The organism is Streptosporangium sp. NPDC002721 (assembly GCF_042888905.1).
Taxonomy (GTDB): Bacteria; Actinomycetota; Actinomycetes; order Streptosporangiales; family Streptosporangiaceae; genus Streptosporangium.
Genome location: NZ_JBIAQI010000007.1, coordinates 271772 through 294989, shown reverse-complemented (window position 1 = coordinate 294989; position 23218 = coordinate 271772). Strand labels below are relative to the sequence as shown.

Sequence of the window (23218 nt, the reverse complement as noted above, 5' to 3'; positions counted from 1 at the left end):
CGCCGGTCTCAGGCGGGGGCGGCCGTCTCGGTGAGGGGATCTCAGGCGGGGGCGGCCGTCTCGGTGAGGGGCAGGCGCACCTCGAAGCGGGTGTCGCCCGGCTTCGACTCCACGCGCAGGTCGCCCCCGTGGCGGCCCGCGACGATGCGGAAGGAGATGTCCAGGCCGAGCCCGGTGCCCTCGCCGACCGCCTTCGTGGTGAAGAACGGCTCGAAGATCCGCTCGCGCAGGGCCTCGGGGACGCCGGGGCCGGTGTCGCAGATCTCGATCAGCGCGATCGTGTCGTGTTCGAGCCGGGTGCGGACGGTGAGGATGCCGGTGCCGGCCATCGCGTCCAGCGCGTTGTGGATCAGGTTGGTCCACACCTGGTTGAGCTCCCCGGCGTAGGCGGGGATGGGCGGCAGCTCGGGGTCGTAGTCGGTGGCGATGGTGATCCCCGGCGGGATCTTGCCGCGGAACATGGTGAGGGTGCTGTCCAGCAGTTCCCGCACGTCCACCGTCTGGTACGGCGCCCGGTCCATCTGGGAGTACTGCTTGGCGGAGGCGATCAGGGAGGAGATCCGCTCGGTCGAGTCCGTCACCTCGTTCAGCATCTGGGTGATCTCGATGGCCTCCGACAGCCAGTGCATCGCCTCGTCCAGGTAGCGCTCGCCCAGCGCGTCGCGGACCTTGTCCATCTTGGCGACCTTGAACCCGGCCGCCACCAGCGGCGGGGCGATCTCCCAGGCGTCCTGCACCCCGGCCTCCTCCAGGGCGTCGGCCAGCTCGTCCTCGGCGTCGGAGATCTGCAGCGGGGAGCGGGACGGCGCCTCGGAGATGCTGGCGGCGCACGCCTCCTGCAGGTCGATCAGGGCGCGCAGCCGCTGGGGCTCGATGCCGTCCTCGGCCAGCGTGGCCAGCCTCCTGCGCGTGCTCTTCACCTTCTCCCGCAGGTCGTCCACGGCCCGTACGGCCGCCGCGGCCGGGTTGTTGAGCTCGTGGGTGAGCCCGGCGGTGATCGTGCCGAGCGCGGTGAGCCGCTGCCGCCGGTCGATGAACTCCCGCTGGGCCATCCCGCCCAGCCGGGCCCCGTCCAGAAGGTGCACCGCCATCGGGAACCACTCGGCCATGATCATGCCGTACTTCCTGGCCGGGAGCATGAACATGCGCGTCGGCTTGGTGGCGCGCAGCGTGTGACCGTAGGTGGCCGGGGCGCGGTCGCCCAGGTAGGCCAGGACCGCGCCGGCGTAGGCGCCGGACTGCGAGGTCGGGGTCATCGTGACCGGCCCGGCGGTGGTCTCGGTGATCATCACCACCTCGCCCTCGACGAGCACGGCGAAGCAGTCGGCCGGGTCACCCTGCTTGACGATCGCCTCGCCCGCGTCGTACTCCTCCTCGTCCCCGTACCGCGCGAGCCACCGGAGCTTGTCGTCGTCGAGCTTCTCGAAGAGGAAGAGCCCGCGGAGCACCTCGATGTCGATCATGTTCTTTCCCTCGCGGGCGCCGGAAGGGACCTGGTCCGGAGTGGTCATGTCTTCTCCAGGTAGCGGTGGACGAGGGCCACGGCCATCGCGCCCTCACCGACGGCCGAGGCGACCCGCTTGATCGAGTCGGCCCGGACGTCCCCGGCGGCGAACACCCCCGGCACGTTCGTCTCCAGGTGGTACGGCTCCCGCCGCAGCGGCCAGTTGCGCGGCCTGTTCTCGTCGGCGGTCAGGTCGGGGCCGGTGAGGACGAAGCCCCTCTCGTCGCGCTCGATGGTCTCCCCGAGCCAGTCGGTGATCGGCTGGGCGCCGATGAAGACGAACAGCCACTCGGCCTCGACGGTGCGCTCGCCCTCGGGGCCCTTCAGCGTGATCCGCTCCATGTGGCCCTCGCCCTCGGCGCCGACCACCTCGGTCTCGGTGTGCACCTCGATGTTCGGGATCCGCGCGATCTGCTCGATCAGGTAGTGCGACATGGTCCGCTCCAGCCCGTCGCTCCTGACGATCAGGTGGACCTTGCTGGCGTAGCCCGACAGGTAGACCGCGCTCTGGCCGGCCGAGTTGGCGGCGCCGACGATGTAGACGTCGCGGTTCGCGCACTCGGGCGCCTCGGTCAGGGCCGCGCCGTAGTAGCAGCCGGAGCCGATGAAGTCGTCGAGGCCGGGGGCGTTCAGCCTCCGGTAGGAGACGCCGGTGGCCAGGATGACGGTGTGCGCGGCGATCGTGCCGCCGTCGGCGAAGCCGACCACCCGGGCCCGGCCCTTGACCTCCAGGCTGGTGACCGTGCGGGCGGTGAGCAGCTCGGCGCCGAACTTCGCCGCCTGGCGCCGCGCCCGGTCGGCGAGCTGGGCGCCGGAGACGCCGTCGGGGAAGCCCAGGTAGTTCTCGATCCTGGAGCTCTGGCCCGCCTGCCCGCCCGAGGCGTGCTGCTCGACCATCACGGTGCGCAGCCCCTCGGAGGCGCCGTAGACCGCGGCGCCCAGCCCACCGGGACCGCCCCCGATCACGATCAGGTCGTAGAAGTCGGTGGCCGGGGCGGTGGACAGCCCCACGGCCTGGGCCAGCTCCGAGGGGCTCGGCGCGACGAGCTTGGTGCCGTCGCCGGTGACGACCAGCGGCAGCCTGGCCGGGCTGACGGCGGCCGCCTTCTCCCCGGTGGCCTTCTCCCCGGCCGCCGCGAGCAGCTCGACGCCCTCGGGGGAGTCGGCCAGCATCCAGCGATAGGGCACCTGGTTGCGCGACAGGAAGTCCCTGACCTCGTACGACGGGGCCGACCAGCGCGCGCCCACCACCCGCAGCTCGTCCGACTCGCGCCGGTCCGTCCGCTGCCAGGCGTCGAGCTGGGCGTCCAGCACCGGATAGAACTTCTCCTCCGGCGGGTCCCACGGCTTGAGCAGGTAGTGGTCGAGGTCGACCACGTTGATCGCCTGGATCGCGGCCTCGGTGTCGGCGTAGGCGGTCAGCAGCAGGCGGCGGGCGTACGGATACAGGTCCATGGCCTGTTCCAGGAACTCCACGCCGTTCATCTGGGGCATCCGGTAGTCGGCGAGGATCGCCGCCACGTCGTCGCCCCGCAGCCGCAGCTCGCGGACGCTGGCCATGCCCTCGGCCGCTGTGTCGGCCCGGACGACCCGGTAGGAGTGGCCGTAGCGCCGCCGCAGGTCGCGGGCGACGGAACGGGACACGCCGGGATCGTCGTCGACCGTCATGATGACCGGTTTTTCCATGTCCTGCCTTCCCCCGAGATGGAGACATCCGATATGGAGACAATCTCTACGAAGGATGTCACATCGCTGTTAAACCAAACATCTGGTCAGAAGTGATCGTGGGGTGTGGGGGCCCCCGGTGACGAGGGGGAACCGTAGGGACGGTGACCGGGCATCCCGGCGGCGCGCAGCAGGGCGGCCGGGCGGTCGCGGTCGGCGAGGAACCGCCTGAGGTCGGGGTCTGCGGCCCAGATCTCGCGCATGGCCTCGTGCCCGACCCGGCTCGCGACGATCTGCAGGGCGATGTCCTGCCTGACGTACTCGACCGCCATCGCGACGACGGCCGGGTCCTCGGTGTAGACGCCCCACGCGGTGCCCCCGGCGAAGCCGCCGATCAGGGCCTCCCGCCGGTCGCCCGCGACGACGAGCAGCCGGTGGTCGGGGCTCTCCTTCGCGGCCCCCTCGCCCTCGGGGGAGGGGAAGCGGTGCTCGTACAGGTTGCCGACCGGCTCCCGCGCCGCCCCTTCTTGCGCAGCCCCTTCCTGGACCGCCCCGAAGCGCATCACCGAGGTCTCGACCCCGCGCTCGGCCGCTCGCCTGATCAGCGGGGAGAGCAGGGCCATCTCCTCGGGCCAGATCGACAGGAACAGGTCGCCGCGCGCCCCGGCCACCACGTCCTCGGCCCTGGCGAGCAGCGCTCCGGCGTCCTTGAGGTTGTGGATCAGGTACGCCTTGGGGGGCGCCACGATCGCGGGCAGCGAGACCTCCAGCGACTCGATCGAGTCGGTGAACTCCCTGCGCATGCGCTCCAGCAGGGACCGCGGCGGCAGCGGCAGGTAGTCGGTGGCGTCGTCGGAGCCGCGCAGCTCGTAGGCCGCCCCCTTGGCCACCAGCTTGCCGAGCGTCTCGTAGACGGTGCTGCGTGGCACGCCTGAACGCTTGGCCACCTCGTAGCCGTTGAGAGGCTGCCCGGCACCGACCAGGGTGACGTAAGCCTTGGCCTCGTAACCCGACATGCCCAAGCGCTGTAATTGCTCCACTACGTCCCGCATCGCAGTTATGGTACGGCGCGAGGTACCCGTTTAGCGCTGTCCTAAAGCACCTGTTTTGTAGGATTTTCGTGACGTGAAGTCGTTCCGGCCCGTGGAACAGGGGTAACGGAAGCGGGGAGCGCTCCCCGGGGAAACATTTTACTTTTGTTCTGGTCCGGTGGATTCATCGTGCGTGCTCAGACGCCCGGTGACGGGCGCGGACCGCAACCGCTTGCGGCCCCGACCCCGCCCCGGCCGGTCGCGGTCCCGGCGGGGGCGCGCCGTGCGGCCGGGGCCCGTGCCGGGCGGGCGGCGCTCCCGGTAATTTCGGTCCGATCCGAACTCCCGGGCGCCGCTACAGCGGCCTCAGCGCCCTGAGGGCGAACTCCGCGACCGTGTCGGCGTACCCGTGGGTGAGGGGGGCGGTGCGCAGCATCCAGCGGTGGTAGATCGGCCCGTACAGCAGCTCGACGGCCACGTCCAGATCCGCGTCCCCGGCCACCTGGCCCGCCCGCTGGGCGCTGCGCAGCCGCTCCCTGGTCGCCTCCAGGTGCGGCCCCATGATCCGCTTGGTGATCTCGGTGTTGATCGCGGGGTCGTTCAGCGCCTCGATGGTCATCGCCCGGCTCATCGTGTCGAGCCTGGTGTCGTTGTACTCGTCGACGATGGCCCGCAGCACGAGGCGCAGGTCGGCGCCGAGGTCGCCGGTGTCGGGCAGCGCGTGGTGCCCCTTCTCGTCCCCGGTCACGGCGAGGACGGCGTCGACGAACACGGCGCCCTTGGACGGCCACCAGCGGTAGATCGTCTGCTTGCCCACCCCCGCGCGGGCGGCGATCGCCTCCACCGTCAGCTTGCCGTATCCCGACTCGACGACCAGGTCGAAGGCGGCGCTCAGGATGGCCCGGCGCGACTGCTCGCTGCGACGGGCCGGATTCGGTGTCTTCACGTGCCCGAATGTAGCATTTGCGAGTCGAAACGTCTCGTCTTGCTTTATGGGCGTCGCCTGACCTATCTTCGCGCGGCGACCCGCGAGCCCGGCCCTCGGGTTCCCCCGCCCCGGCTGGAACGCCGAAGGCCGCGGGCGCCCCCGGCAGGGCGTCCGCGGCCTTCGAGTCCGTCGCTCGGGATCAGACCTGGTCGGCCTTCTCCAGGGCGGAACAGCAGGTGTTCACGATGAGGCGGGTGACCAGGTAGGGGTCGACGTTGGCGTTGGGACGCCGGTCCTCGATGTAGCCCTTCTTCTCCACCTCGACCTGCCACGGGATGCGGACCGAGGCGCCGCGGTCGGAGACGCCGTAGCTGAACTCGTTCCAGGGGGCGGTCTCGTGCAGGCCGGTGAGACGGTCCTCGATGCCGGAGCCGTAGTGCTTGACGTGCTCCAGGGCGTTCGCGGAGAGGGCCTCGCAGGCGGTGATGATCGGGTCGTACCCCTCGCGCATCGCCTTGGTGGAGAAGTTGGTGTGCGCGCCCGCGCCGTTCCAGTCACCCTTCACCGGCTTGGCGTCCAGGGTGGCGGCGACGTTGAAGTCCTCGGCGGTGCGGTAGAGCAGCCAGCGGGCGATCCACATGTGGTCGGAGACCTCGAGGGGACCGGCCGGGCCGATCTGGAACTCCCACTGGCCGGGCATGACCTCGGCGTTGATGCCGGAGATGGCCAGGCCCGCCTCGATGCAGTAGTCGAGGTGCTTCTCGACGATCTCGCGGCCGAAGACCTCGTCGGCGCCGACGCCGCAGTAGTAGCCGCCCTGCGGGGCCGGGAAGCCGCCGATCGGGAAGCCGAGCGGGCGGCCCTCCTTGAAGAAGGTGTACTCCTGCTCGATGCCGAACCAGGACTCCTGGTCGGCGTACTTCTCGGCGACCTCGACGAGGGCGGCGCGGGTGTTGCTGGAGTGCGGGGTCATGTCGATGTTGAGCACCTCGCACAGCACCAGCACGCTGTCACCGCCGCGGATCGGGTCCGGGCAGGTGAAGACCGGCTTGAGCACCCGGTCCGAGGAGGAGCCGTCGGCCTGGTTCGTGCTGGACCCGTCGAAGCCCCAGATCGGGAGCTCCGCGCCGTCCGCCATCACCCTGGTCTTGGAACGAAGCTTGGCGGTCGGCTCGGTGCCGTCGATCCAGATGTATTCAGCCTTGAAGGTCATCGGCGGAGTCCTTGAGGATGGAGGGATCTGCTGCCCCCAAAGATTCGCAAGTCGCGATTTCGCATCTGTTGCCCGTATGTGAACAGGGTGTTACCCGGCCCTATATGAGCAGGCAGTGGCCGTCCCGAAAGCCGCACAGCCCTCGTTTCAGGGCTGTGAGCTGCCATTTCGCGGGACGATTGGAACGATGGAGACATCGGTCACAGCGAAGACGGATTATTGCTCTAGGCCGCTTTCGTCGCTTTTGTCTCATATGGAACGGCCGTGGACGTACTGGGGGAGGTCACATGGCGCCGAAGACGCGAGCCGAGACCGACTCGTGGGCGAGCCTCCGCATGATGTCGAGCACCCTGCTGTGCAGGACGGTGCCGAGGACCATGGCCTCGACCGCGGCCTCGCGGGAGCCGTCGAGCGGGATGGTGCCGATCTCGTGCTCGGTCACCAGCCGCATGGCGGCGTCGGCGTAGGGCCGCAGGGCCTGGCCGTCGGCGGGCATGCCGAGCCGGCCGAGGGTGAGGACGGCCTGGGCCAGCTCGTCGCGGGCCGGGGCGCCGGGATCCACCTCCCAGCCGAGATCGTCGATCATGGCGTCGGCGTCGGCGCGGGCGCGCGCCCACTCCTCGTCGGAGGCGTGCTGCTCGACGGCCGGGGCGATGGCGTACTGCGCGACGCCGAGCACGTGGTGCAGGTTCAGGTCCGGGTCGTCGATGGCGGCCAGCACCTTGCCGATGGCGGCGATGGGCAGCCGCCCCACCTCCAGCAGTGCCCGGATCAGCCGCAGCCTGCGCACGTGCTCCTCGCCGTACCGCGCCCTGGTGGCCGAGGTCTGCTCCCCGGCGGGGAGCATGCCCTCGCGCAGGTAGTACTTGATCGTCGGGATGGGCACGCCCGATGCGGCGCTGAGCTCGGATATCCGCATCGTTGGATAGTACAGGTAGCCAATGCGAGGACCGCCTCAGCGGAGCGAGGGGCGGACGTCGATGACCGTCATCCCGGCGGCGAGGGCGGAGGCCACCCCCTCGTCGGTGTCCTCGTAGGCGACGCAGGCGTGCGGGGCGACGCCGAGGCGACGGGCCGCGAGGAGGTAGACGTCGGGGGCGGGCTTGCCGTAGCGGACGTCGTCCCTGGTGACCACGGTGTCGAAGAGGGGGAGCAGGCCGGTGAGACGCAGGGTCTCCTCGACGGCCTGGCGGGCGCCTCCCGAGGCCACGGCCATCGGCACGCGTCCCCGGTGCGCCTCGGCGACGGCGCTGACCGTCTGGTGCGGGGTGATGGTGGGGATCAGCCACTGGTAGGCGTCCAGGGCCGCCGCCTGCACCGCCCGGTAGTCGAGCTCGGCCCCTGTCTCGGTCTCCAGCTCGGCGAGCAGGCGATCGGCGGACAGGCCGGTGCGGGATTGGTACCAGGTGGAGTCGAGGTCGACCTGCCATCCGGCCAGCGCGGTCCGCCAGGCGCTCTCGTTGGCGGCGGCGGTGTCGACGAGGGTCCCGTCGCAGTCGAAGATCAGGGCGGCGTACGGCGTGGAGGGCTGGAGTCGCTGATGGAGCATGGTCGCCTAACACGTGACAGTGGAACCTTCCATCACCTTACCGCGCACGAAAACAAGCAATCATTTGCCTGGGGGGTGGTCGCGTCACCGTGAACAGGTGAGATCGCGACGGCGGGCGCGCGGGCGTGAGGGCCTGCCGGGGTGGAGAACTCTCGGGGAGAGGGTCTAGCTGATGTCGCCCCAGCCGTCGTGCCGGGCCCTGGCCAGCTCGGCCTCCATCTCCTCCAGCTCCCGCATGAACCCCTGGAACCCCCTCGGGCCCAGACGGCGCCAGACGAGCAGCTGCAGGGAGCGGGTCTCCTCGTCGACGGGCGGCTCCTGGCGGATCGGCGCGAGCATCTCCTCGGCCTGCCGGTCCGCCGCCTGGAGCTCCTCGACGGTGAAGCGGACGCCGTGCTCGCGCTCCAGCAGCCGGATATGGGGGTCGTTGCGCAGTCTCTGGTCCCTGGCGCGCCGGGCGCGCCGGGCGGCCAGCTCGTCGTGGACGTGCGTGCTGGAAACCTGGTGCGGCGTGTCGGCCGGACGTGGAGTCATCGTGGGGTTCGCCTCCGTCAGGCGGCTCCTTTTCTGGAACCTCTGTTAGGAACGACGCTCGAAAGGCGCCGGAGGTTGTCGGAATTTTTTCCCGAAGCCCCGGCGCCGTGGGCGTTGTGCCCCCAACCGTGCCCTCGACAGCCTTGACGCGAGCTTGACTTGAGAATAATTTTCACCCAGATGACTTCCGATGAAAGGAATGCTTGTGGCCGCAGGCGCGCTCGGACGCATACAGACCGAGACGCCCGCGCTGCCCGAGGCACTGCGCCGGGTGGGGGAGGCGATCCTGGCCGACCCCGCCGAGGCGGCGCGCTCCACGATCATCACGCTGGCCGAGCGGAGCGGTAGCTCGCCCGCCACGGTGACCCGCTTCTGCCGGGTGTTCGGCTTCGCCGGGTACGCCGGGCTGCGGGTCGCGCTGGCCACCGAGAACGGGCGCGTCGCGCAGGCCAACTGGGACGCGGGGGTGGGCCACGAGATCGGCCCCACCGATCCGCTCGACGCGGCGATCGGCGTGATGGCCGCCGCCGACTCCCGGCTCATCCAGGAGACGGCGGCCCAGCTGGACGCGGGCACCGTCTCCAGGGTCGCCGAGGCCATCGTCGCGGCCCGCCGCGTCCTCATCTTCGGGGTCTCCACCAGCGGGGCGGTGGCCCTGATGATGGGCGGGCGGCTACGCCGGATCCGGGTCCCCTGCTGGAGCCACGCCGACGCGCACGAGGCCCTCGCCGACGCCGCGCTGCTCGGCGAGGGCGACGTCGCGATCGGCATCTCCCACCAGGGCCGCACCCGCGAGGTGCTGGAGTCCCTCGGCGAGGCCGGCGACCGGGGCGCGCTGACCGTCGCGGTCACCTCCTTCGCCCGCTCCCCGCTGGCCGAGCTGTCGGACCTGGTCCTGACCACCGCCAGCCGCGAGACCACCTTCCGGCTGGGCGGCCTGGCCGCCGTCCACTCCCAGCTCTTCGTCCTCGACACCGTCTATGTCGCGGTCGCGCAGCGCACCTACGAGCAGACCAACGAGGCCTTCGAGCTGACGATCCGGGCTCTGGAGAGCCACCGAGTGGAGAGGAGCTGACCGTGGAGATCGGTGCTTCCGAATACGTTCACGAGGTCAAGGCCCTGGTGGACGAGGTCTCCAGGACCCAGGCGGCCGCGGTGGGGGCGGCGGCGGGGCTGATCGTCGCCTCCCTGACCGGCGGCGGTGTGGTCCAGGCGTTCGGCTCCGGCCACTCCGAGGCGATCGCGATGGAGATCGCCGGGCGCGCCGGCGGCCTGGTGCCCAGCAACCGCCTGGCCCTGCGCGACGTCGTCCTGTACGGGGACGCCCCGGTCGGCGTCCTCCTCGGACCGTCCGGCGAGCTGGAGCGCGACCCCTCGGTCGCCCGGCGGATCTACGACCTGGCCCCCGTCCGGCCGGGGGACGTGTTCGTGCTGATCTCCAGCTCCGGGGTGAACGGGTCGGTGGTCGAGCTCGCCTCGATCGTCAAGGAGCACGGGCACGACCTGATCGCCCTGACCTCGGTGCGGCACAGCACCGCGATGACCTCCCGCCACCCCTCGGGCCGCAAGCTGCTCGACCTCGCCGACGTGGTGCTCGACAACCGGGCCCCGTACGGCGACGCGGTCCTCCCGCTCAGGGACGGCGGCACGTTCGGGGCGGTGTCCACGATCACCTCGGCGCTGCTGGCCCAGATGGTCGTGGCCGAGGTGGTGCGCGGCCTGACCGAGGCGGGCCTGACCCCGCCGATCTACCGCTCCGCCAACGTGACCGGCGGCGACGAGCACAACCGCGCCCTTGAGAACCGCTACGCCGGAAGGATCCGGCGAGGTGCCTGACCACCGCCCCCCACCCCCGGGCCCTCTCTCACTCCCAGGCCACCGCCTTCCACTCCCAGGCCACTTCCAGGAGGAAGCATGACCCAGCTATCCAGGCGCGAGCTTCTGCGCAGCGCGGCCCTGGCCGGCCTCACGCTGCCGGTCCTGTCCGCGTGCGCCACCCCCGCGGGCAACGGCGGCGCCACCTCCCCGGCGCCCGTCGTCGGGGCCACCAGCGCGGTCAACCCGCTCGGCTTCGCCGAGGACAGGCCCCTGGAGATCTGGATCTTCGACGGCGGTTTCGGCGACGCCTACGCCACGGACGTCCACGAGCCGCTGCTCAAGGCCAGGCACCCCAAGCTGGAGATAAAGCACAACGCCACCAAGGAGGTCGCCAAGACCCTCCAGCCGCGCTTCGCCGGCGGCGACCCGCCGGAGTTCGTCAACAACTCCGGCGCCAACGCGATGGACTTCGGCGCCCTGGTCCAGGACGGCCAGCTCGCCGACCTCACGCCGCTGTACGACGCGCCGAGCTGGGACGACCCCGCCGTCAAGGTGCGCGACACCATCGACCCGAACGCGATCGAGCTGGGCAGCTACGACGGCAAGCCGTACGTCCTCAACTACGCCAACACCGTCTGGGGCATCTGGTACTCGCGGAAGCTCTTCGAGGCCGAGGGCTGGCAGGTCCCCAAGACCTGGGCCGACTTCCTGGCGCTGTGCGAGACCATCAAGAAGTCGGGCAAGATGGCGCCCTTCACCTACGCGGGCAAGCACCCGTTCTACATCTACGAGGCCATCCTCACGCTCGCCGCGAAGATCGGCGGCAAGGACGTGCTGAAGAACATCGACAACCTCCAGGACGGCGCCTGGAAGGCCGAGCCGGTCAGGCAGGCCGCGGAGGCCTTCGTCGAGATCGGGTCGAAGTACCTGCTGCAGGGCACCGCGGGCCTCGACCACGTGCAGACCCAGACGGCGCACAACAAGGGCCAGGTCGCCATGCTGCCCTGCGGCTCCTGGCTGGAGAACGAGCAGAAGGACTCCACCCCGGCCGACTTCGGCTACGCGATGTTCGCCCTCCCCGACTTCGGCCCCTCCGACGCCCTCCCGTACGGCACCCTGCACGCCCAGCCGGGGGAGGAGTACGTCGTCCCGGCGAGGTCGGCCAACCCCCGCGCGGGCCTGGAGTACATGCGCGCCATGCTCTCCAAGGAGGGCGCGGGCAAGTTCATGGAGCTGGTCTCCACGCTCACGGTCGTCAAGGGCGCCGACGAGGGCCGTACGCTCAAGCCCGGCCTGAAGAGCGCCTCGACCGCGCTGGAGGCGGCGGGCGACAACGCCGTCTGGTTCCTGTTCCGCAAGTGGTACGTCGAGCTGCACGACGAGGTGGCCGCCGCGACCGGGCAGCTCATGGCGGGCAAGCTGACCGTCGACCAGTGGGCGGAGCGCGCGCAGAACAAGGCCGACGCCATCAAGAAGGACTCCTCGGTGAAGAAGTTCAGCCGGTGACGACGGCACGCGACGGTGCGCGACGGTGCGCCCGGGGGCGGCGGGCCGGTCAGGAGGCGCGGCGTGCCGGTGTGTCCGCGGGGCGGCCGGCCGGTGACGAGGCGCGGCGTGGCGGTGCGTCCGGGGGCGGCGGGCCGGTGACCGGGTCATATGGCGGGACGACGCCGCCGGGCGGCGGCGAGCCGTCGGGAAAGCGGGAGCGGGAGCGGTGATCCGGTGATCAACCACGGCAGGGCACGGTTCGTCACGGGGTTCCTCGCGATCCCCGTGGCGCTCTACCTGATCTACGTGATCGCGCCCTACGCGCAGGCCTTCTACATCGCGTTCACCGACTGGCGCGGGGTGAACGCGAGCCCGCGCCTCGTGGGCCTGGAGAACTTCCGGCGGCTGCTGGACGACAACGTGTTCTGGCAGGCGGTCCGGCACAACCTCGTCCTGCTGATCCTGATGCCGGTCCTCACGCTGGGGATCGCGCTCTTCTTCGCATTCCTGCTCAACGCGGGCGGGCGGGGCGGCACCGGGGGCATCCGGGGGTCGAAGTTCTACCGCGTGGTGTTCTTCTTCCCCCAGGTGCTGGCCGTCGCGGTGGTCGCCGTCCTGTTCCAGCAGGTGTTCAGGCCCGACCGCAGTGGCATGCTCAACGCGCCGCTCATCGCCCTGGGGTTCGAGCCGGTCGGCTTCCTGTCCAGCACCGACGTCGCGTTCTGGTCGATCCTCGCCGTGCTGGTCTGGCAGGCGGTCGGCTTCTACGTGGTGCTCTTCTCGGCGGGCATCGCCTCCATCCCGCGCGACCTGTTCGAGGCGGCGGCGATCGACGGCGCCGGGGGGCCGCAGCTGTTCCTGCGGGTCACGCTGCCGCTGCTGTGGGACACCATCCAGGTCGGCTGGGTCTATCTCGGCATCGCCGCGCTGGACGTCTTCGCCATCGTGTGGGTGATGACGGCCGAGCACGGCGGCCCCGACCACTCCACGACCGTGATGGCGGCGGAGATCTACCGCACCGCCTTCCAGTACTTCAAGTTCGGCTACGCCTCCGCGATGGGCGTGGTGCTGTTCTTCTTCACCATCGGGTTCGCGGCGCTGGCCCTGCGCCTGTCGCGGCGTGAGCGGATCGAGTTCTAGTGGCGGACGTCGTGATTCCCCGGAGCCGGGCCCTGGCCCGCGAGGAGCGCAGGAGGCGCCTGGGCCCCCTGTCGGCCCTGACGCACGTCGCGCTGCTGGTCTGGACGGTCCTGGTGGTCGTGCCGATCGTGTGGACGTTCCTCGCGTCGGTGAAGAGCGAGGACGAGATCTTCGGCGACGCCTGGTCGCTGCCGGCGTCCCTGCGTCTCGACAACTGGGCCCGCGCCTGGGAACAGGCGCACATCGGCCAGTACATGGTCAACAGCGTCGTCGTGGTGACCTTCGGCACCTTCGGCACCATGCTGTTCGGCTCGATGGCCGCGTACGTGCTGGCCCGCTACCGCTTCCGGGGCAACCGGTCGATCTACCTGCTGTTCGTCTCCGGCCTGGCCTTCCCGGTCTATCTGGCGCTGACCCCGCTGTTCTTCGTCGTGCAGAACATGGGGGCGGTCCCGGTGATCGGCCCGTTCATCGGCCTGAACACGCACGGCGGGCTGATCCTGGTCTACATCGCCTACTCGCTGCCCTTCACCGTCTTCTTCCTCGCGGCCTTCTTCAGGACGCTGCCGGGGGCGGTGGCCGAGGCGGCCTTCGTCGACGGGGCCTCGCACGCCCGGGTGTTCTTCCAGATCATGCTGCCGATGGCCAAGCCGGGCATCGTCAGCGTGACCATCTTCAACGTGCTCGGCCAGTGGAACCAGTACCAGCTGCCGCTCGTGCTGCTCAACTCCGACCGGGACAAGTGGGTGCTCACCCAGGGCATCGCCGACATCTCCACGGCCGCGGGCTACGACGCCGACTGGTCGGCCCTGTTCGCCGCGCTGAGCATGGCCATCCTGCCGATGCTGATCGTCTACACACTTTTCCAGAGCCAGATCCAGAAGGGCCTCACCGCGGGCGCGCTCAAGTAGGGCCGCTTGAGCCTCCCATAAGGCTGTCTTCAGGTTCCTCCGGCGCGAACGGGTTGACGCGCGGGGAGTGGTGAGGAGTAAGTTCGTTAGGAAAGTTTCCTAATGAGCGGTGCGGGTTTCCGCCCAGCGCCATCTCCTCCACCCCGTATCCTCTGTCCGCCCGCGCTCCTCGCCCCCGTTCCGGAGAGCCCCCGCGAAGGGGTGTTCTCCTCTCCGGAGAGCCTCCGGGCGTTCCTCCGTCCCCTTTCCTGGAGAGACACGTGCCCTTCTCGTCGAACCCCCGCTCCGGCCGCCGTACCCCGCGCCTCCTGGTCGCGACCGCGGCCGCGGTCGCCGTCCCGGCCCTGATCACCCTCGCCGGTGCCGGGCACACCGTCGAGCTCTCTCCCGCCCCGGGGTCCGCGGTGGTGCCCGCCGGCCTGGCGTCGTCCTCGTCGTCCTCCGCCGCGGTCGACCTCACCGACCCGCGCAAGAAGGACATCGCCATGCAGCTGGTGTCCAGCGCGGAGAACTCCTCGCTGAACTGGAAGGCGCAGTACAAGTACATCGAGGACATCAAGGACGGCCGCGGCTACACCGCCGGGATCATCGGCTTCTGCTCCGGCACCGGGGACATGCTCGACCTCGTCGAGCGCTACACCCGGCTCAAGCCGGGGAACGTGCTCGCCAAGTATCTCCCCGCCCTGCGCAAGGTCGACGGAACCGCCTCCCACAAGGGCCTCGACCCGAACTACCCCAAGGACTGGGCCACCGCCGCCAAGGACACGGTCTTCCAGCAGGCCCAGAACGACGAGCGCGACCGGGTCTACTTCAACCCCGCTGTCGACCAGGCCAAGAAGGACGGCCTGCGCGCCCTCGGGCAGTTCGCCTACTACGACGCCATCGTCACGCACGGCGGCGGCACCGACCCCCAGAGCTTCGGCGCGATCCGCAAGAACGCCCTGAAGAAGGCGAAGCCCCCCGCCCAGGGCGGTGACGAGACGAAGTACCTGCACGCCTTCCTCGACGCCCGCAAGGTCGCGATGAGGGCCGAGGAGGCCCACGAGGACACCAGCCGCGTCGACACCGCCCAGCGCGTCTTCCTCGACAAGGGCAACCTCGACCTGAACACCCCGCTGTCCTGGAAGGTCTACGGAGACCCCTTCAAGATCGGCTGACCTCCCCCGGAGCCCCGGCGGACGGGACACCGCCGGGGCCTCCCCGCGACACTCCCGACGGGCGCCGTTGACGCTCTTGAACAACAGCCGACGCTCTCGAATAACGAGAGTCATCGTCGATGATACGAGAACGTCGGCTCTCGATTTCCTCCTCTTTCCGATGAAGTTTGGCGGCTTGTCTGTTCGCTCGACCAGCAAGGAAGCGATCGCCAGCATTGTTGATCTTTGTGGGCGATCCTTGTGAAAAGTCCATCCAGACGTGGTCGTGCGAGGTCGCGAGGGGGCACCCTCTGTTATCGAGCGATATCCATGCGCGTTGGAGTCATTTGATCTAGCCTTGACTCGGGCATGTTGCGCGGACGCGCATGTGGAACTATCATTAACTCGTTGCTGCCCGCCGTTCTCCGGAACTGGCGGGCATTTTATTTTTCCGGGGTGCACAGTGGTGATCAATGACACGCTCGCCGCGTGTGTTTTGATCGATTATCAGAACATCCATCTCACGGCATGGGATTTGTGCCCACCTTACGGGGTTCCGGTAAAAAGAGGCACTTATTGACCCGTTGGCTTTCGCCGAACGCGTGCTGCAGGTCCGGGCCGCCCGCCAGCAGCCCAATCAGAAGGCGCTTGCCCTTGCCAAAGTCTGTGTTTACCGAGGTGCTCCGAGTAACGCCAGAGAGCCGGTTCTCTACAGCATCAGCCAACGTCAGCGGGCGGCGTGGACGCGCGATGAGCGAGTTTCCGTGATATATCGCACGCTTCGATACCCGCCGGACTGGGGGAAGCCCTCATGCTTTGACCGCCCCCGGGAAAAGGGGATTGACGTCATGCTTGCCCTTGAGCTGGTGCAACAGGCCCAGGCTGGGCCGTACAACGTTGTCATCCTAGCCTCGCATGACACCGACATGGAGCCCGCCTTGGAAATGGCGGCCCGAGCGGGACGGACGAAGGTCGAGACGGCGGGCTGGGACGGATCCCGCAGGCTCAGGATTCCGGGGCGAAACCTGTGGCACACGACGTTAAGTGCCGCGGATTTCGTCCTGGTCAAGGATCGCCGCGGTTACGGATGACGCGTGCCGATTTATCGTGTGATTCGGCGGCACCCGGAGGTTATCGGGCCGGGAGGTTCTTCAGGGCCTCGCGGCGGCTCAGGCCGCTGATTCGGGTGTGGTCGACGTAGCGGACGACCTCGCCGGGGTTGGTCTTGGCGTACTCGCGCAGGGCCCAGCCGATCGCCTTGCGGGCGAAGAAGTCGTTGTCGGACAGGCTCGGCTCGATGCAGGCGTACAGCAGGCCGGTGTCGGTGGCGGACTTGAAGCGGTTCTGGCTGAGGATGGCGGTGCGGCGCTTCCACAGGTCGGTGCCGCGGGCCCAGCGGAGCATGAGGGGGCGCATGGTGTCGGGGAAGGCCGCGAGCAGGCCGCCGACGCGGTGGACGGCGAGCTCGTCGACGTAGTCCCACCAGGCCCCGGTGACGATCATCTCCTCGTACATCGGCAGCGCTTCGAGCGTCTGGAAGGCGCGGTAGAGGCGGAAGCCGGACAGCTCGATCGCCGCGTAGCGCTCCTCGCGGTACTCGGCCCCGCGCCACAGCCCCAGCGTCGCCTCCCGCCACGCGGACGCCACGTCGACGGGATAGTCGGCGAAGACCCGCTTCAGCGCGGCGCGCCGAGGGGCGGCCTGCACGCCGAGGAACGGCATCGACGACTTCATGTAGGCCTGCATGACCGGGGCCTTGGCGGGGTCGGCCACGTCGGTGAGCGCCGTTCGCACGGCCTTCTGCAGTATCTCCATGCTCGCCCACCACTTCCCGTTCGCTTCGCGGACGCTTGATTCTCACAGGCCGAGCCGCTCGACGCGCCGGGTTCCGCGGGCGTCATGTCTTCTGGCTGCTCCGCTCGCCGGTCGCCAGGCCGTCGAACAGGACGGTGATGTAGTGCTCGGCGAGGCCGGTGGTGTTGAGACGGCCCCCGGGGCGGAACCAGCGAACCGCCACCCAGATGGTGTCGCGGATCATGCGGTAGGTGAGCTTGGGGTCGACGTCGGCCCGGAACAGGCCCTCGGCCTGGCCGAGCTTGATCTGCTCGACCCACATGCGCTCGACCTCGTCCTCGGCCTTGACCAGGTAGTCGAAGCGGTCGCCGGGCAGTGACCTCAGGTAGTTCCAGTCGTTCTGCATGACGGTGATCGCCGCGCGGTGCGGCTCCAGCGTGCTGAACCCGATGCGCACCATCTCTGAGAGGATCGTGCGGGGGTCGCCGTTCTGGTCCAGGGCGGCGCGGTAGCGGCCGACGATGTCGTCGAGGAAGGTGGTCAGCACCTCGTCGACGATCGTCTCCTTGGAGTCGAAGTGGTGATAGAGGCTTCCCGAGAGGATGCCCGCCTCCTCCGCGATCTCCCGCACGGTGGTCGCCTGGAAGCCCTTGCGGGCGAAGAGCTCGGCGGCGAGTTTGACGAGATGGTCGCGGCGCTCCGAGGCGGGGCCGGATGTGGCCGCGCGCCTGTTCCCGCCCTGGCGCCTGACCGGGGTCGTGGTCGCGCCGCCGGAGTTCTTTCGCGTGTTCACGCCCCCATTATGAGCCCTTGCGCAATCGCTTGTTCACCGGAACGCGCCAGCTCATTCCCGTTCCCGGCTCCGGCCGGACGCTCGCCACGTCCGCCGCGAGGGGCGTCTCCGACGCGGTCCGCACCGGGCGGAAATCCGTGCGGGCCACGGGAAAGCCTCGCCCGCCTCCGGACGAGCTCGCCGGCGCCACCCGCCCGCGCGACCGGAACCGCCGGTTTCGTCGGCCGTACGACCGGATTCGTCGGTTTCGTCGGCGGATCCGTCGTTCCGTGCGGGTGACGGCGGCTCCCGTCGTACGCCGACCCCCCCTTTTCTCGGCTCCGTATCAGCGGATCCCGACCCCGTCCATCGTCCCCGGCCGCAAAATCCTGAGCGAAAGGCCTATGGTCAGCCCACTAGCAATTAGGAAACTTTCCTATTAGATTTGCGCAGAGCCGCTGTGGGAGCGCTTTCCCCCAGGGGTCCGGTGACCACGTGGTGTCTGCGCGTCTTCGGCAGGAACGCCGACCGGCCGTCAGGCGAGGAGGGGTGAATGAAGCGCGGCCCAGAGCTGCTCCGTCTGGCGGAGACGGTCGTCTTCCCCGGCTTCGAGGGCAAGTCCCCGCCCGACTGGATCCGGCGCCGGCTCGGCGAGGGGCTGGCCGGGGTGGTGCTGTTCTCCAGGAACATCGCGACCCCCTCCCAGGTGGCCGATCTCACGGCCGCGCTCCGCGAGGAGAACCCCCAGGTCCTGGTCGGCATCGACGAGGAGTCCGGTGAGGTCACCCGCCTGGAGGCCGTGGGCGGGAGCACCCGGCCCGGCAACTTCGCCCTCGGCGTGGCCGACGACGTCGGCCTCACCGAGGAGCTCGCCGCCGACCTCGGCCGCGACCTGGCCCGCGCGGGCGTCAACCTCAACTTCGCCCCCTCGGCCGACGTGAACTCCAACCCCGACAACCCGGTCATCGGCCTGCGCTCCTTCGGCGCGGACCCCGATCTCGTCGCCCGGCACACCGCCGCCTGGATCCGGGGAATGCAGTCGGCGGGGGTGGCCGCCTGCGCCAAGCACTTCCCCGGCCACGGCGACACCTCGGTCGACTCCCACCACGGCGTGCCGCTCGTCGCCGCCCCCCTCGGAGAACTGCACGACATGGCGCTGCGGCCCTTTCGCGCGGCCGTCGAGCAGGGGGTGCGCACGGTCATGACCGGGCACCTGCTCGTCCCCGCCCTGGACCCCGCGATGCCCGCCACCCTCAGCCGCCCGGTCCTGCACGACCTGCTCAGGGTCGAGCTCGGCTTCGAGGGCGTCATCGTCACCGACGGCATCGAGATGGCCGCCGTCTCCGGCCCGTACGGCATCGGCGGGGCCTCGGTCCTCGCCGTCGCCGCGGGCGCCGACGCGATCTGCGTGGGCGGCGAGCACGCGGGGGAGGAGACCGCGATCGGCATCCGCGACGCGATCGTGGACGCCGTGATCGAGGGCAGGCTCTCCGAGGAGCGGCTCGCCGACGCCTCCCGGCGCGTCTGCGAGCTCGCCCTCTGGACCACGACCACCGGTCCCAGCACGTCCTCGGGTCCCTCCGGAGGCCCGGGCACCCCGTCGATCGGCCTGGCCGCGGCCCGGCGGGCACTGCGGATCACCCGCCGCTCCTCGGCCGCGGTGTTCCCCCTGCCCGCCCCGCCGCACGTCGTCGAGCTCGCCCCCGAGATGAACCTCGCCATCGAGAAGGACACCCCGTGGGGCGTCGGCGAGCCGCTCGGCAAGCTCCTCCCCGGCACCACGGTCACCCGGCTCACCGCCCCCACGGCCACCGGAGGCGCCGTCGAGGCCGTGCTCGCCGCGGCGGCCGAGCGCCCCCTGGTCATCGTCGTCCGCGACGCGCACCGCCACCCCTGGCAGGCCGACGCGCTCCGGCACCTGCTGGCCGCCCGCGCCGACGCCGTCGTGGTGGAGATGGGACTGCCGGGCCGCTCCGACCTGGGCGCCGTCCACATCGCCACCCACGGGGCCGCCCGCGTCTGCGGCCAGGCCGCCGCCGAACTCCTCGCCGGAGACACGGCCACCACCTGACCGGTCGCGCTCCCCCCGGGACAGGGCGCTTTTCCGGCGTACGGCGCTTTCCCAAGAGCACGGCGCCGAGGGCACTGAGGGCGTTGAGGATTCTGTCGGGGCGGGCTGCTTGAATCGCGGGATGAACGCGGCACAGTTGCTGGGGGACCAGCGGGAGATCCACGGGGCCGATCTGTCGGGGCTCTCGCTCGGCGATCATCTGACCGGTGACGGGCCATATGTCTTCAGGGAGTGCGACCTCACCGGCGCCGACCTCACCGGGGCGTCGCTGGTGGAGGCGTCGTTCGAGAAGTGCGTGCTGGAGGGGGCCGACTTCCGCCGCGCGGACCTGGACGGGGCGCGTTTCTCCGGCGGCGGGGGAGCGGGCCTCAGGTTCGCGAACGCCGAGCTCGTCGACGCGACCTTCACCGACGTCGACCTGTCGGGCGCGCGCTTCGAGCTGGCCCTGCTCACCGACGTCACCTTCACCGGCTGCCGCATGATCGGCGCGGTGCTCTCCGCCTGCCGGGGCACCGGCTACCGGTTCGACGGCTCCAACCTGGCGCTGGCCGACCTCACCGGCTGCTCGTTCCGGGGTCTCCACCTGCGGGGCGTCCGCCTCGACGACGCCAACCTGTCGGGCTGTGACTTCACCAAGACCGTGTTCGAGGACTGCCGCATGATCGGCGCCCGGATCGTCGAGACGGTCTTCACCAAGGCCGACCTGCGCGGCGCCGACCTCGGCGAGGTCGACGACACCCGCCTCCGGTCGCTGCGCGGAGCGGTCATCAGCCCGACCCAGGCCGCCCTCATCCTCGCCGACCGGGGCCTCACCGTGAACTGACGCCTCGAAGTCCGGCGCGGTGCGGGGCCACATCTAGACATGAAAGGTAAACAGCCGGGAAACTCTGCATGATCGTGGCGAAAGGGGCCCTGGCATGCGCGGGATCTGTGACGGGCGTGTGGTCATCGTGACCGGCGCGGGGCGCGGCATCGGCAGGGAGCACGCCCTGGAGTTCGCCAGGCAGGGAGCCAGGGTCGTGGTCAACGACCTCGGCACCGGCCGCGAGGGCGACGGTCGCTCCGCGGGCCCCGCCCTGGCTGTGGTCGAGGAGATCCGCGACCTGGGCGGCCGGGCCGTGGCCAACAGCGACGACGTCACCGAGTGGGACGGCGCGGGCCGCCTGGTCAAGACGGCGCTGAGCGCCTTCGGGCGGCTGGACGTCCTGGTGAACAACGCCGGCTTCGTCCGTGACCGGATGCTGGTCTCGATGACCGAGCAGGAGTGGGACGACGTGATCCGGGTCCACCTCAAGGGCCACTTCCTGCCGCTGCGGCACGCGGCCGCCCACTGGCGGGAGCGGTCGGAGGCGGGCGAGCCCGTGGACGCCCGGGTGATCAACACCTCCGCCGGGGCGGGCCTGTTCGGCGGCGTCGGCCAGGGCAACTACTCCGCGGCCACGGCGGGCGTCGCTGCCCTCAGCCAGGTCGCCGCGGCGGAGCTCGGCCCCTACGGCGTCACGGTGAACGCGATCGTCCCAGCCGCCCGCACCCGGATGACCGAAGGGCCCGCGACGGCCGGGCCCGAGGGCGATTTTGACGCCGAGGCCGGGCCCGAGGGCGGCTTCGACGCCACGCACCCGGCCAACGTCGCCCCGCTGGTGGCCTGGCTCGGCTCGGCCGGGTCCCGGCACGTCACCGGCAGGGTCTTCGAGGTCGAGGGCGGGGCCCTCTCCCTCGCCGACGGCTGGCGGCACGGCCCCCGCACCGACCGGGGCGCCCGCTGGGACCCCGCCGACATCGGCGACGCCGTCGCCAAGCTCCTCGTCGACACCCCCGACCCGGAACCGGTTCTCGGGGCTCAGAGCCCCTGACGAAACGGGAGCTGTCCCCATATCATCGCCGGGCATGTGGCCCACTTCGTCAGGCGTTCCCGGCCCATGTCCGTGATGCGATCCGGCCCCGGTCGAACCGCCCCACCCGCCGCCGATACTGCCTGGCAGAGCACCGCCAGATGTCTGACCTGAAGCGAGGTGGCGCCGGGCGGAGGCATAGGCTGCCAGAAGCCGATGGAGATGTCGCCCGTGCCGTGGCCGTCCGGTCCTGTTCATCGTCGTGGAGCCGACGGTCAGGCCACGAGGGCGCTGGGGGAGGAGGAGCCGATGTCCGATCCGGTGTCGTGGCCGTCCAGGTTGCCGGTCATGCAGGCTCCCATGGCCGGTGGGGCTTCCAGGCCCGAACTGGCCGCGGCCGTGTCAGAGGCCGGTGGCCTGGGATTCCTCGCGGCCGGCTACAAGACGGCCGACCAGATGCGCCAGGAGATCAAGCAGACGCGCGAGCTCACGTCCCGCCCGTTCGGGATGAACGTCTTCATGCCCACGGCCGACGACGCCGACCAGGCCGAGATCGACGCCTATGCGAAGGTAATAGAGGGGGAGGCGCGGCGGCTGGGCGCTCCCCTGGGAGTCCCGCGCGGGGGCGACGACGATTTCACGGCCAAGGTCGAGGATCTGCTGGCGGACCCGCCCGCGGTGGTGAGTTTCACGTTCGGCTGCCCGGAGGACGAGCTGATCCAGGCGTTCCGTCGCAAGGGGACCACCGTGGTGGTCACGGTGACTTCGGCGGCCGAGGCACGGCTGGCCTCGGCGGCCGACATGCTGTGCGTCCAGGGGGAGGAGGCGGGTGGCCACCGAGGGTCGTTCGCCAACGCGGACGCCGAGGCGATGAGCCTGGAGAGCCTGCTGTCCCGGGTACGGGAGGCGTCACGGCTTCCCCTCATCGCGGCCGGTGCTGTCGCCTCGTCCGCCGACGTCTCCCGGGTCCTGTCCGCGGGAGCGGTCGCGGCCGCGGCGGGCACCGCGTACCTGCTCTGTCCCGAGAGCGGCACCAGTGCGGTCCACCGTGCGGCGCTGACCGACCCCCGCTTCACGGACACCGCCGTCACCAGGGCCTTCACCGGACGTCCGGCGCGCGGCCTGGTCAACCGGTTCATGACGGAGTACTCCGGCCGGGCACCCGCGGCCTATCCGCAGGTTCACCACCTGACGACGCCCATGCGCCGCGCCGCCGCGGCCGGCGGGGACGCCGAGACACTGCACCTGTGGGCCGGGACCTCCTGGAGCCGGGCACGGAACGCGCCGGCGGCGGACATCACCGCGGACCTGTCCGCGATCTGACAGCGGTCCCCGAAGTCTCCGGCCCGCCGGGAGCGTGGGTGACGTCCCGCGTACACCCGGTGGAACGGCGATCAGCCCTGCGCTGTGTCGGAGAGACACGCTTCAGCTACGGCGACCCGCTCTGAGCGGTCTCGTCGTGGTGGCTTCAGCGACGGCGAGGTCGATGGGCGGCCGGAGAGGGAGCGGCTACGGTCCGCGCGCGGTACGGCGGGGCGGAAGGCGCGGAGGTGGGTGGGTGTTCCGGCCGGCTTATAAGAAACCGCCACCGTCGCGCCCGCCAGGCCGGAGGCCTGACTGACAGACGGCCACTGAGACGGCCGGCCGGAGCACCCGCCCACCGGAGCGCGCACGGGCGGCACGACGCGAGCCCGTACGGCGCGCAAGTAGCGCGGACGGCTCAGGCAGCACGGGCAGTGCAGAAAGCGCGAACGGTCAAGCAGCACAGGCAGTGCAGAAAGCGCGGACGGCTCAGGCAGCACGGGCAGTGCAGAAAGCGCGAACGGTCAAGC

21 protein-coding genes are annotated in these 23218 nt (G+C 70.4%); 11 read left to right on the top strand and 10 right to left on the bottom strand.

Annotated features, from left to right (window positions below; genetic code table 11):
• Positions 1-41: 41 nt before the first annotated feature.
• The 8 genes from ACFYWM_RS12020 to ACFYWM_RS11985 form a co-directional block, all read right to left on the bottom strand.
• Positions 42-1511, bottom strand: coding sequence for an ATP-binding protein (locus ACFYWM_RS12020; RefSeq protein ID WP_389912596.1), 1470 nt, complete (start codon positions 1509-1511; stop codon positions 42-44).
• Positions 1508-3190: an FAD-dependent oxidoreductase gene (locus ACFYWM_RS12015; RefSeq protein WP_389912594.1), complete on the bottom strand. Its 1683-nt coding sequence runs from the start codon at positions 3188-3190 to the stop codon at positions 1508-1510. The genes ACFYWM_RS12020 and ACFYWM_RS12015 overlap by 4 nt, the downstream gene beginning before the upstream one ends.
• An 86-nt stretch (positions 3191-3276) precedes the next feature.
• Positions 3277-4221: a TrmB family transcriptional regulator gene (locus tag ACFYWM_RS12010; RefSeq protein WP_389912591.1), complete on the bottom strand. Its 945-nt coding sequence runs from the start codon at positions 4219-4221 to the stop codon at positions 3277-3279.
• 334 nt (positions 4222-4555) lie between these two features.
• Positions 4556-5146: a TetR/AcrR family transcriptional regulator gene (locus ACFYWM_RS12005; protein WP_389912589.1), complete on the bottom strand. Its 591-nt coding sequence runs from the start codon at positions 5144-5146 to the stop codon at positions 4556-4558.
• Between the two features lie 181 nt (positions 5147-5327).
• On the bottom strand, positions 5328-6341 hold the full coding sequence (glnII, locus tag ACFYWM_RS12000) for a glutamine synthetase (protein ID WP_389912586.1): 1014 nt from the start codon (positions 6339-6341) through the stop codon (positions 5328-5330).
• Positions 6342-6624: 283 nt separating this feature from the next.
• Complete coding sequence (locus ACFYWM_RS11995; RefSeq protein ID WP_389912583.1) at positions 6625-7260, bottom strand: MerR family transcriptional regulator; 636 nt, start codon at positions 7258-7260, stop codon at positions 6625-6627.
• A 36-nt stretch (positions 7261-7296) separates the two neighbouring features.
• Positions 7297-7890, bottom strand: coding sequence for an HAD family hydrolase (locus ACFYWM_RS11990; protein WP_389912580.1), 594 nt, complete (start codon positions 7888-7890; stop codon positions 7297-7299).
• Positions 7891-8055: 165 nt separating this feature from the next.
• Positions 8056-8424: a hypothetical protein gene (locus ACFYWM_RS11985; protein ID WP_389912577.1), complete on the bottom strand. Its 369-nt coding sequence runs from the start codon at positions 8422-8424 to the stop codon at positions 8056-8058.
• Between the two features lie 190 nt (positions 8425-8614).
• On the opposite strand from ACFYWM_RS11985, the gene ACFYWM_RS11980 reads away from it, so the two are divergent.
• From ACFYWM_RS11980 to ACFYWM_RS11950, 7 genes are all read left to right on the top strand, one after another.
• Positions 8615-9499 carry a MurR/RpiR family transcriptional regulator gene (locus ACFYWM_RS11980; RefSeq protein WP_389912574.1) on the top strand — a complete coding sequence of 295 codons (885 nt, stop codon included), beginning with the start codon at positions 8615-8617 and terminating at the stop codon, positions 9497-9499.
• 2 nt (positions 9500-9501) lie between these two features.
• A complete protein-coding gene (locus ACFYWM_RS11975; RefSeq protein WP_389912571.1) occupies positions 9502-10260 on the top strand; it encodes a sugar isomerase domain-containing protein in 759 nt (252 codons plus the stop codon).
• 78 nt (positions 10261-10338) lie between these two features.
• Positions 10339-11748 (top strand): N-acetylglucosamine/diacetylchitobiose ABC transporter substrate-binding protein, encoded by a 1410-nt coding sequence (gene ngcE / locus ACFYWM_RS11970; RefSeq protein ID WP_389912568.1) that lies wholly within the window; start codon positions 10339-10341, stop codon positions 11746-11748.
• A gap of 216 nt (positions 11749-11964) precedes the next feature.
• A complete protein-coding gene (locus ACFYWM_RS11965; protein WP_389912565.1) occupies positions 11965-12870 on the top strand; it encodes a carbohydrate ABC transporter permease in 906 nt (301 codons plus the stop codon).
• The gene (locus tag ACFYWM_RS11960) at positions 12870-13781 is read left to right on the top strand and encodes a carbohydrate ABC transporter permease (RefSeq protein WP_389912562.1); all 912 of its coding nucleotides are present in this window, start codon (positions 12870-12872) and stop codon (positions 13779-13781) included. The genes ACFYWM_RS11965 and ACFYWM_RS11960 overlap by 1 nt, the downstream gene beginning before the upstream one ends.
• Positions 13782-14041: 260 nt before the next feature.
• On the top strand, positions 14042-14938 hold the full coding sequence (locus ACFYWM_RS11955; RefSeq protein WP_389912559.1) for a chitosanase: 897 nt from the start codon (positions 14042-14044) through the stop codon (positions 14936-14938).
• Between the two features lie 827 nt (positions 14939-15765).
• A complete protein-coding gene (locus ACFYWM_RS11950) occupies positions 15766-16008 on the top strand; it encodes a hypothetical protein (RefSeq protein ID WP_389912556.1) in 243 nt (80 codons plus the stop codon).
• Between the two features lie 40 nt (positions 16009-16048).
• On the opposite strand, the gene ACFYWM_RS11945 is transcribed toward ACFYWM_RS11950, so the two are convergent.
• Both ACFYWM_RS11945 and ACFYWM_RS11940 read right to left on the bottom strand, forming a co-directional pair.
• Positions 16049-16732: a DNA alkylation repair protein gene (locus tag ACFYWM_RS11945; RefSeq protein WP_389912553.1), complete on the bottom strand. Its 684-nt coding sequence runs from the start codon at positions 16730-16732 to the stop codon at positions 16049-16051.
• Positions 16733-16814: 82 nt separating this feature from the next.
• The gene (locus tag ACFYWM_RS11940) at positions 16815-17504 is read right to left on the bottom strand and encodes a TetR/AcrR family transcriptional regulator (protein WP_389912551.1); all 690 of its coding nucleotides are present in this window, start codon (positions 17502-17504) and stop codon (positions 16815-16817) included.
• Between the two features lie 532 nt (positions 17505-18036).
• On the opposite strand from ACFYWM_RS11940, the gene ACFYWM_RS11935 reads away from it, so the two are divergent.
• From ACFYWM_RS11935 to ACFYWM_RS11920, 4 genes are all read left to right on the top strand, one after another.
• Positions 18037-19554 carry a glycoside hydrolase family 3 protein gene (locus ACFYWM_RS11935; protein ID WP_389912549.1) on the top strand — a complete coding sequence of 506 codons (1518 nt, stop codon included), beginning with the start codon at positions 18037-18039 and terminating at the stop codon, positions 19552-19554.
• A 121-nt stretch (positions 19555-19675) separates the two neighbouring features.
• The gene (locus ACFYWM_RS11930; RefSeq protein WP_389912546.1) at positions 19676-20377 is read left to right on the top strand and encodes a pentapeptide repeat-containing protein; all 702 of its coding nucleotides are present in this window, start codon (positions 19676-19678) and stop codon (positions 20375-20377) included.
• A gap of 94 nt (positions 20378-20471) precedes the next feature.
• A complete protein-coding gene (locus ACFYWM_RS11925; protein WP_389912543.1) occupies positions 20472-21407 on the top strand; it encodes an SDR family oxidoreductase in 936 nt (311 codons plus the stop codon).
• A gap of 288 nt (positions 21408-21695) precedes the next feature.
• Positions 21696-22709 (top strand): nitronate monooxygenase, encoded by a 1014-nt coding sequence (locus ACFYWM_RS11920; RefSeq protein WP_389912540.1) that lies wholly within the window; start codon positions 21696-21698, stop codon positions 22707-22709.
• The last annotated feature ends 509 nt before the right edge of the window (positions 22710-23218 follow it).

Bases quoted from the DNA above. Each gene is read 5' to 3' on its own strand.
- ACFYWM_RS12020 (WP_389912596.1), bottom strand. From the start codon at position 1,511: ATGACCACTCCGGACCAGGTCCCTTCCGGCGCCCGCGAGGGAAAGAAC.
- ACFYWM_RS12015 (WP_389912594.1), bottom strand. From the start codon at position 3,190: ATGGAAAAACCGGTCATCATGACGGTCGACGACGATCCCGGCGTGTCC.
- ACFYWM_RS12010 (WP_389912591.1), bottom strand. From the start codon at position 4,221: ATGCGGGACGTAGTGGAGCAATTACAGCGCTTGGGCATGTCGGGTTAC.
- glnII (WP_389912586.1), bottom strand. From the start codon at position 6,341: ATGACCTTCAAGGCTGAATACATCTGGATCGACGGCACCGAGCCGACC.
- ACFYWM_RS11995 (WP_389912583.1), bottom strand. From the start codon at position 7,260: ATGCGGATATCCGAGCTCAGCGCCGCATCGGGCGTGCCCATCCCGACG.
- ACFYWM_RS11990 (WP_389912580.1), bottom strand. From the start codon at position 7,890: ATGCTCCATCAGCGACTCCAGCCCTCCACGCCGTACGCCGCCCTGATC.
- ACFYWM_RS11985 (WP_389912577.1), bottom strand. From the start codon at position 8,424: ATGACTCCACGTCCGGCCGACACGCCGCACCAGGTTTCCAGCACGCAC.
- ACFYWM_RS11980 (WP_389912574.1), top strand. From the start codon at position 8,615: ATGAAAGGAATGCTTGTGGCCGCAGGCGCGCTCGGACGCATACAGACC.
- ngcE (WP_389912568.1), top strand. From the start codon at position 10,339: ATGACCCAGCTATCCAGGCGCGAGCTTCTGCGCAGCGCGGCCCTGGCC.
- ACFYWM_RS11950 (WP_389912556.1), top strand. From the start codon at position 15,766: ATGCTTGCCCTTGAGCTGGTGCAACAGGCCCAGGCTGGGCCGTACAAC.
- ACFYWM_RS11945 (WP_389912553.1), bottom strand. From the start codon at position 16,732: ATGGAGATACTGCAGAAGGCCGTGCGAACGGCGCTCACCGACGTGGCC.
- ACFYWM_RS11935 (WP_389912549.1), top strand. From the start codon at position 18,037: ATGAAGCGCGGCCCAGAGCTGCTCCGTCTGGCGGAGACGGTCGTCTTC.
- ACFYWM_RS11930 (WP_389912546.1), top strand. From the start codon at position 19,676: ATGAACGCGGCACAGTTGCTGGGGGACCAGCGGGAGATCCACGGGGCC.
- ACFYWM_RS11925 (WP_389912543.1), top strand. From the start codon at position 20,472: ATGCGCGGGATCTGTGACGGGCGTGTGGTCATCGTGACCGGCGCGGGG.
- ACFYWM_RS11920 (WP_389912540.1), top strand. From the start codon at position 21,696: ATGTCCGATCCGGTGTCGTGGCCGTCCAGGTTGCCGGTCATGCAGGCT.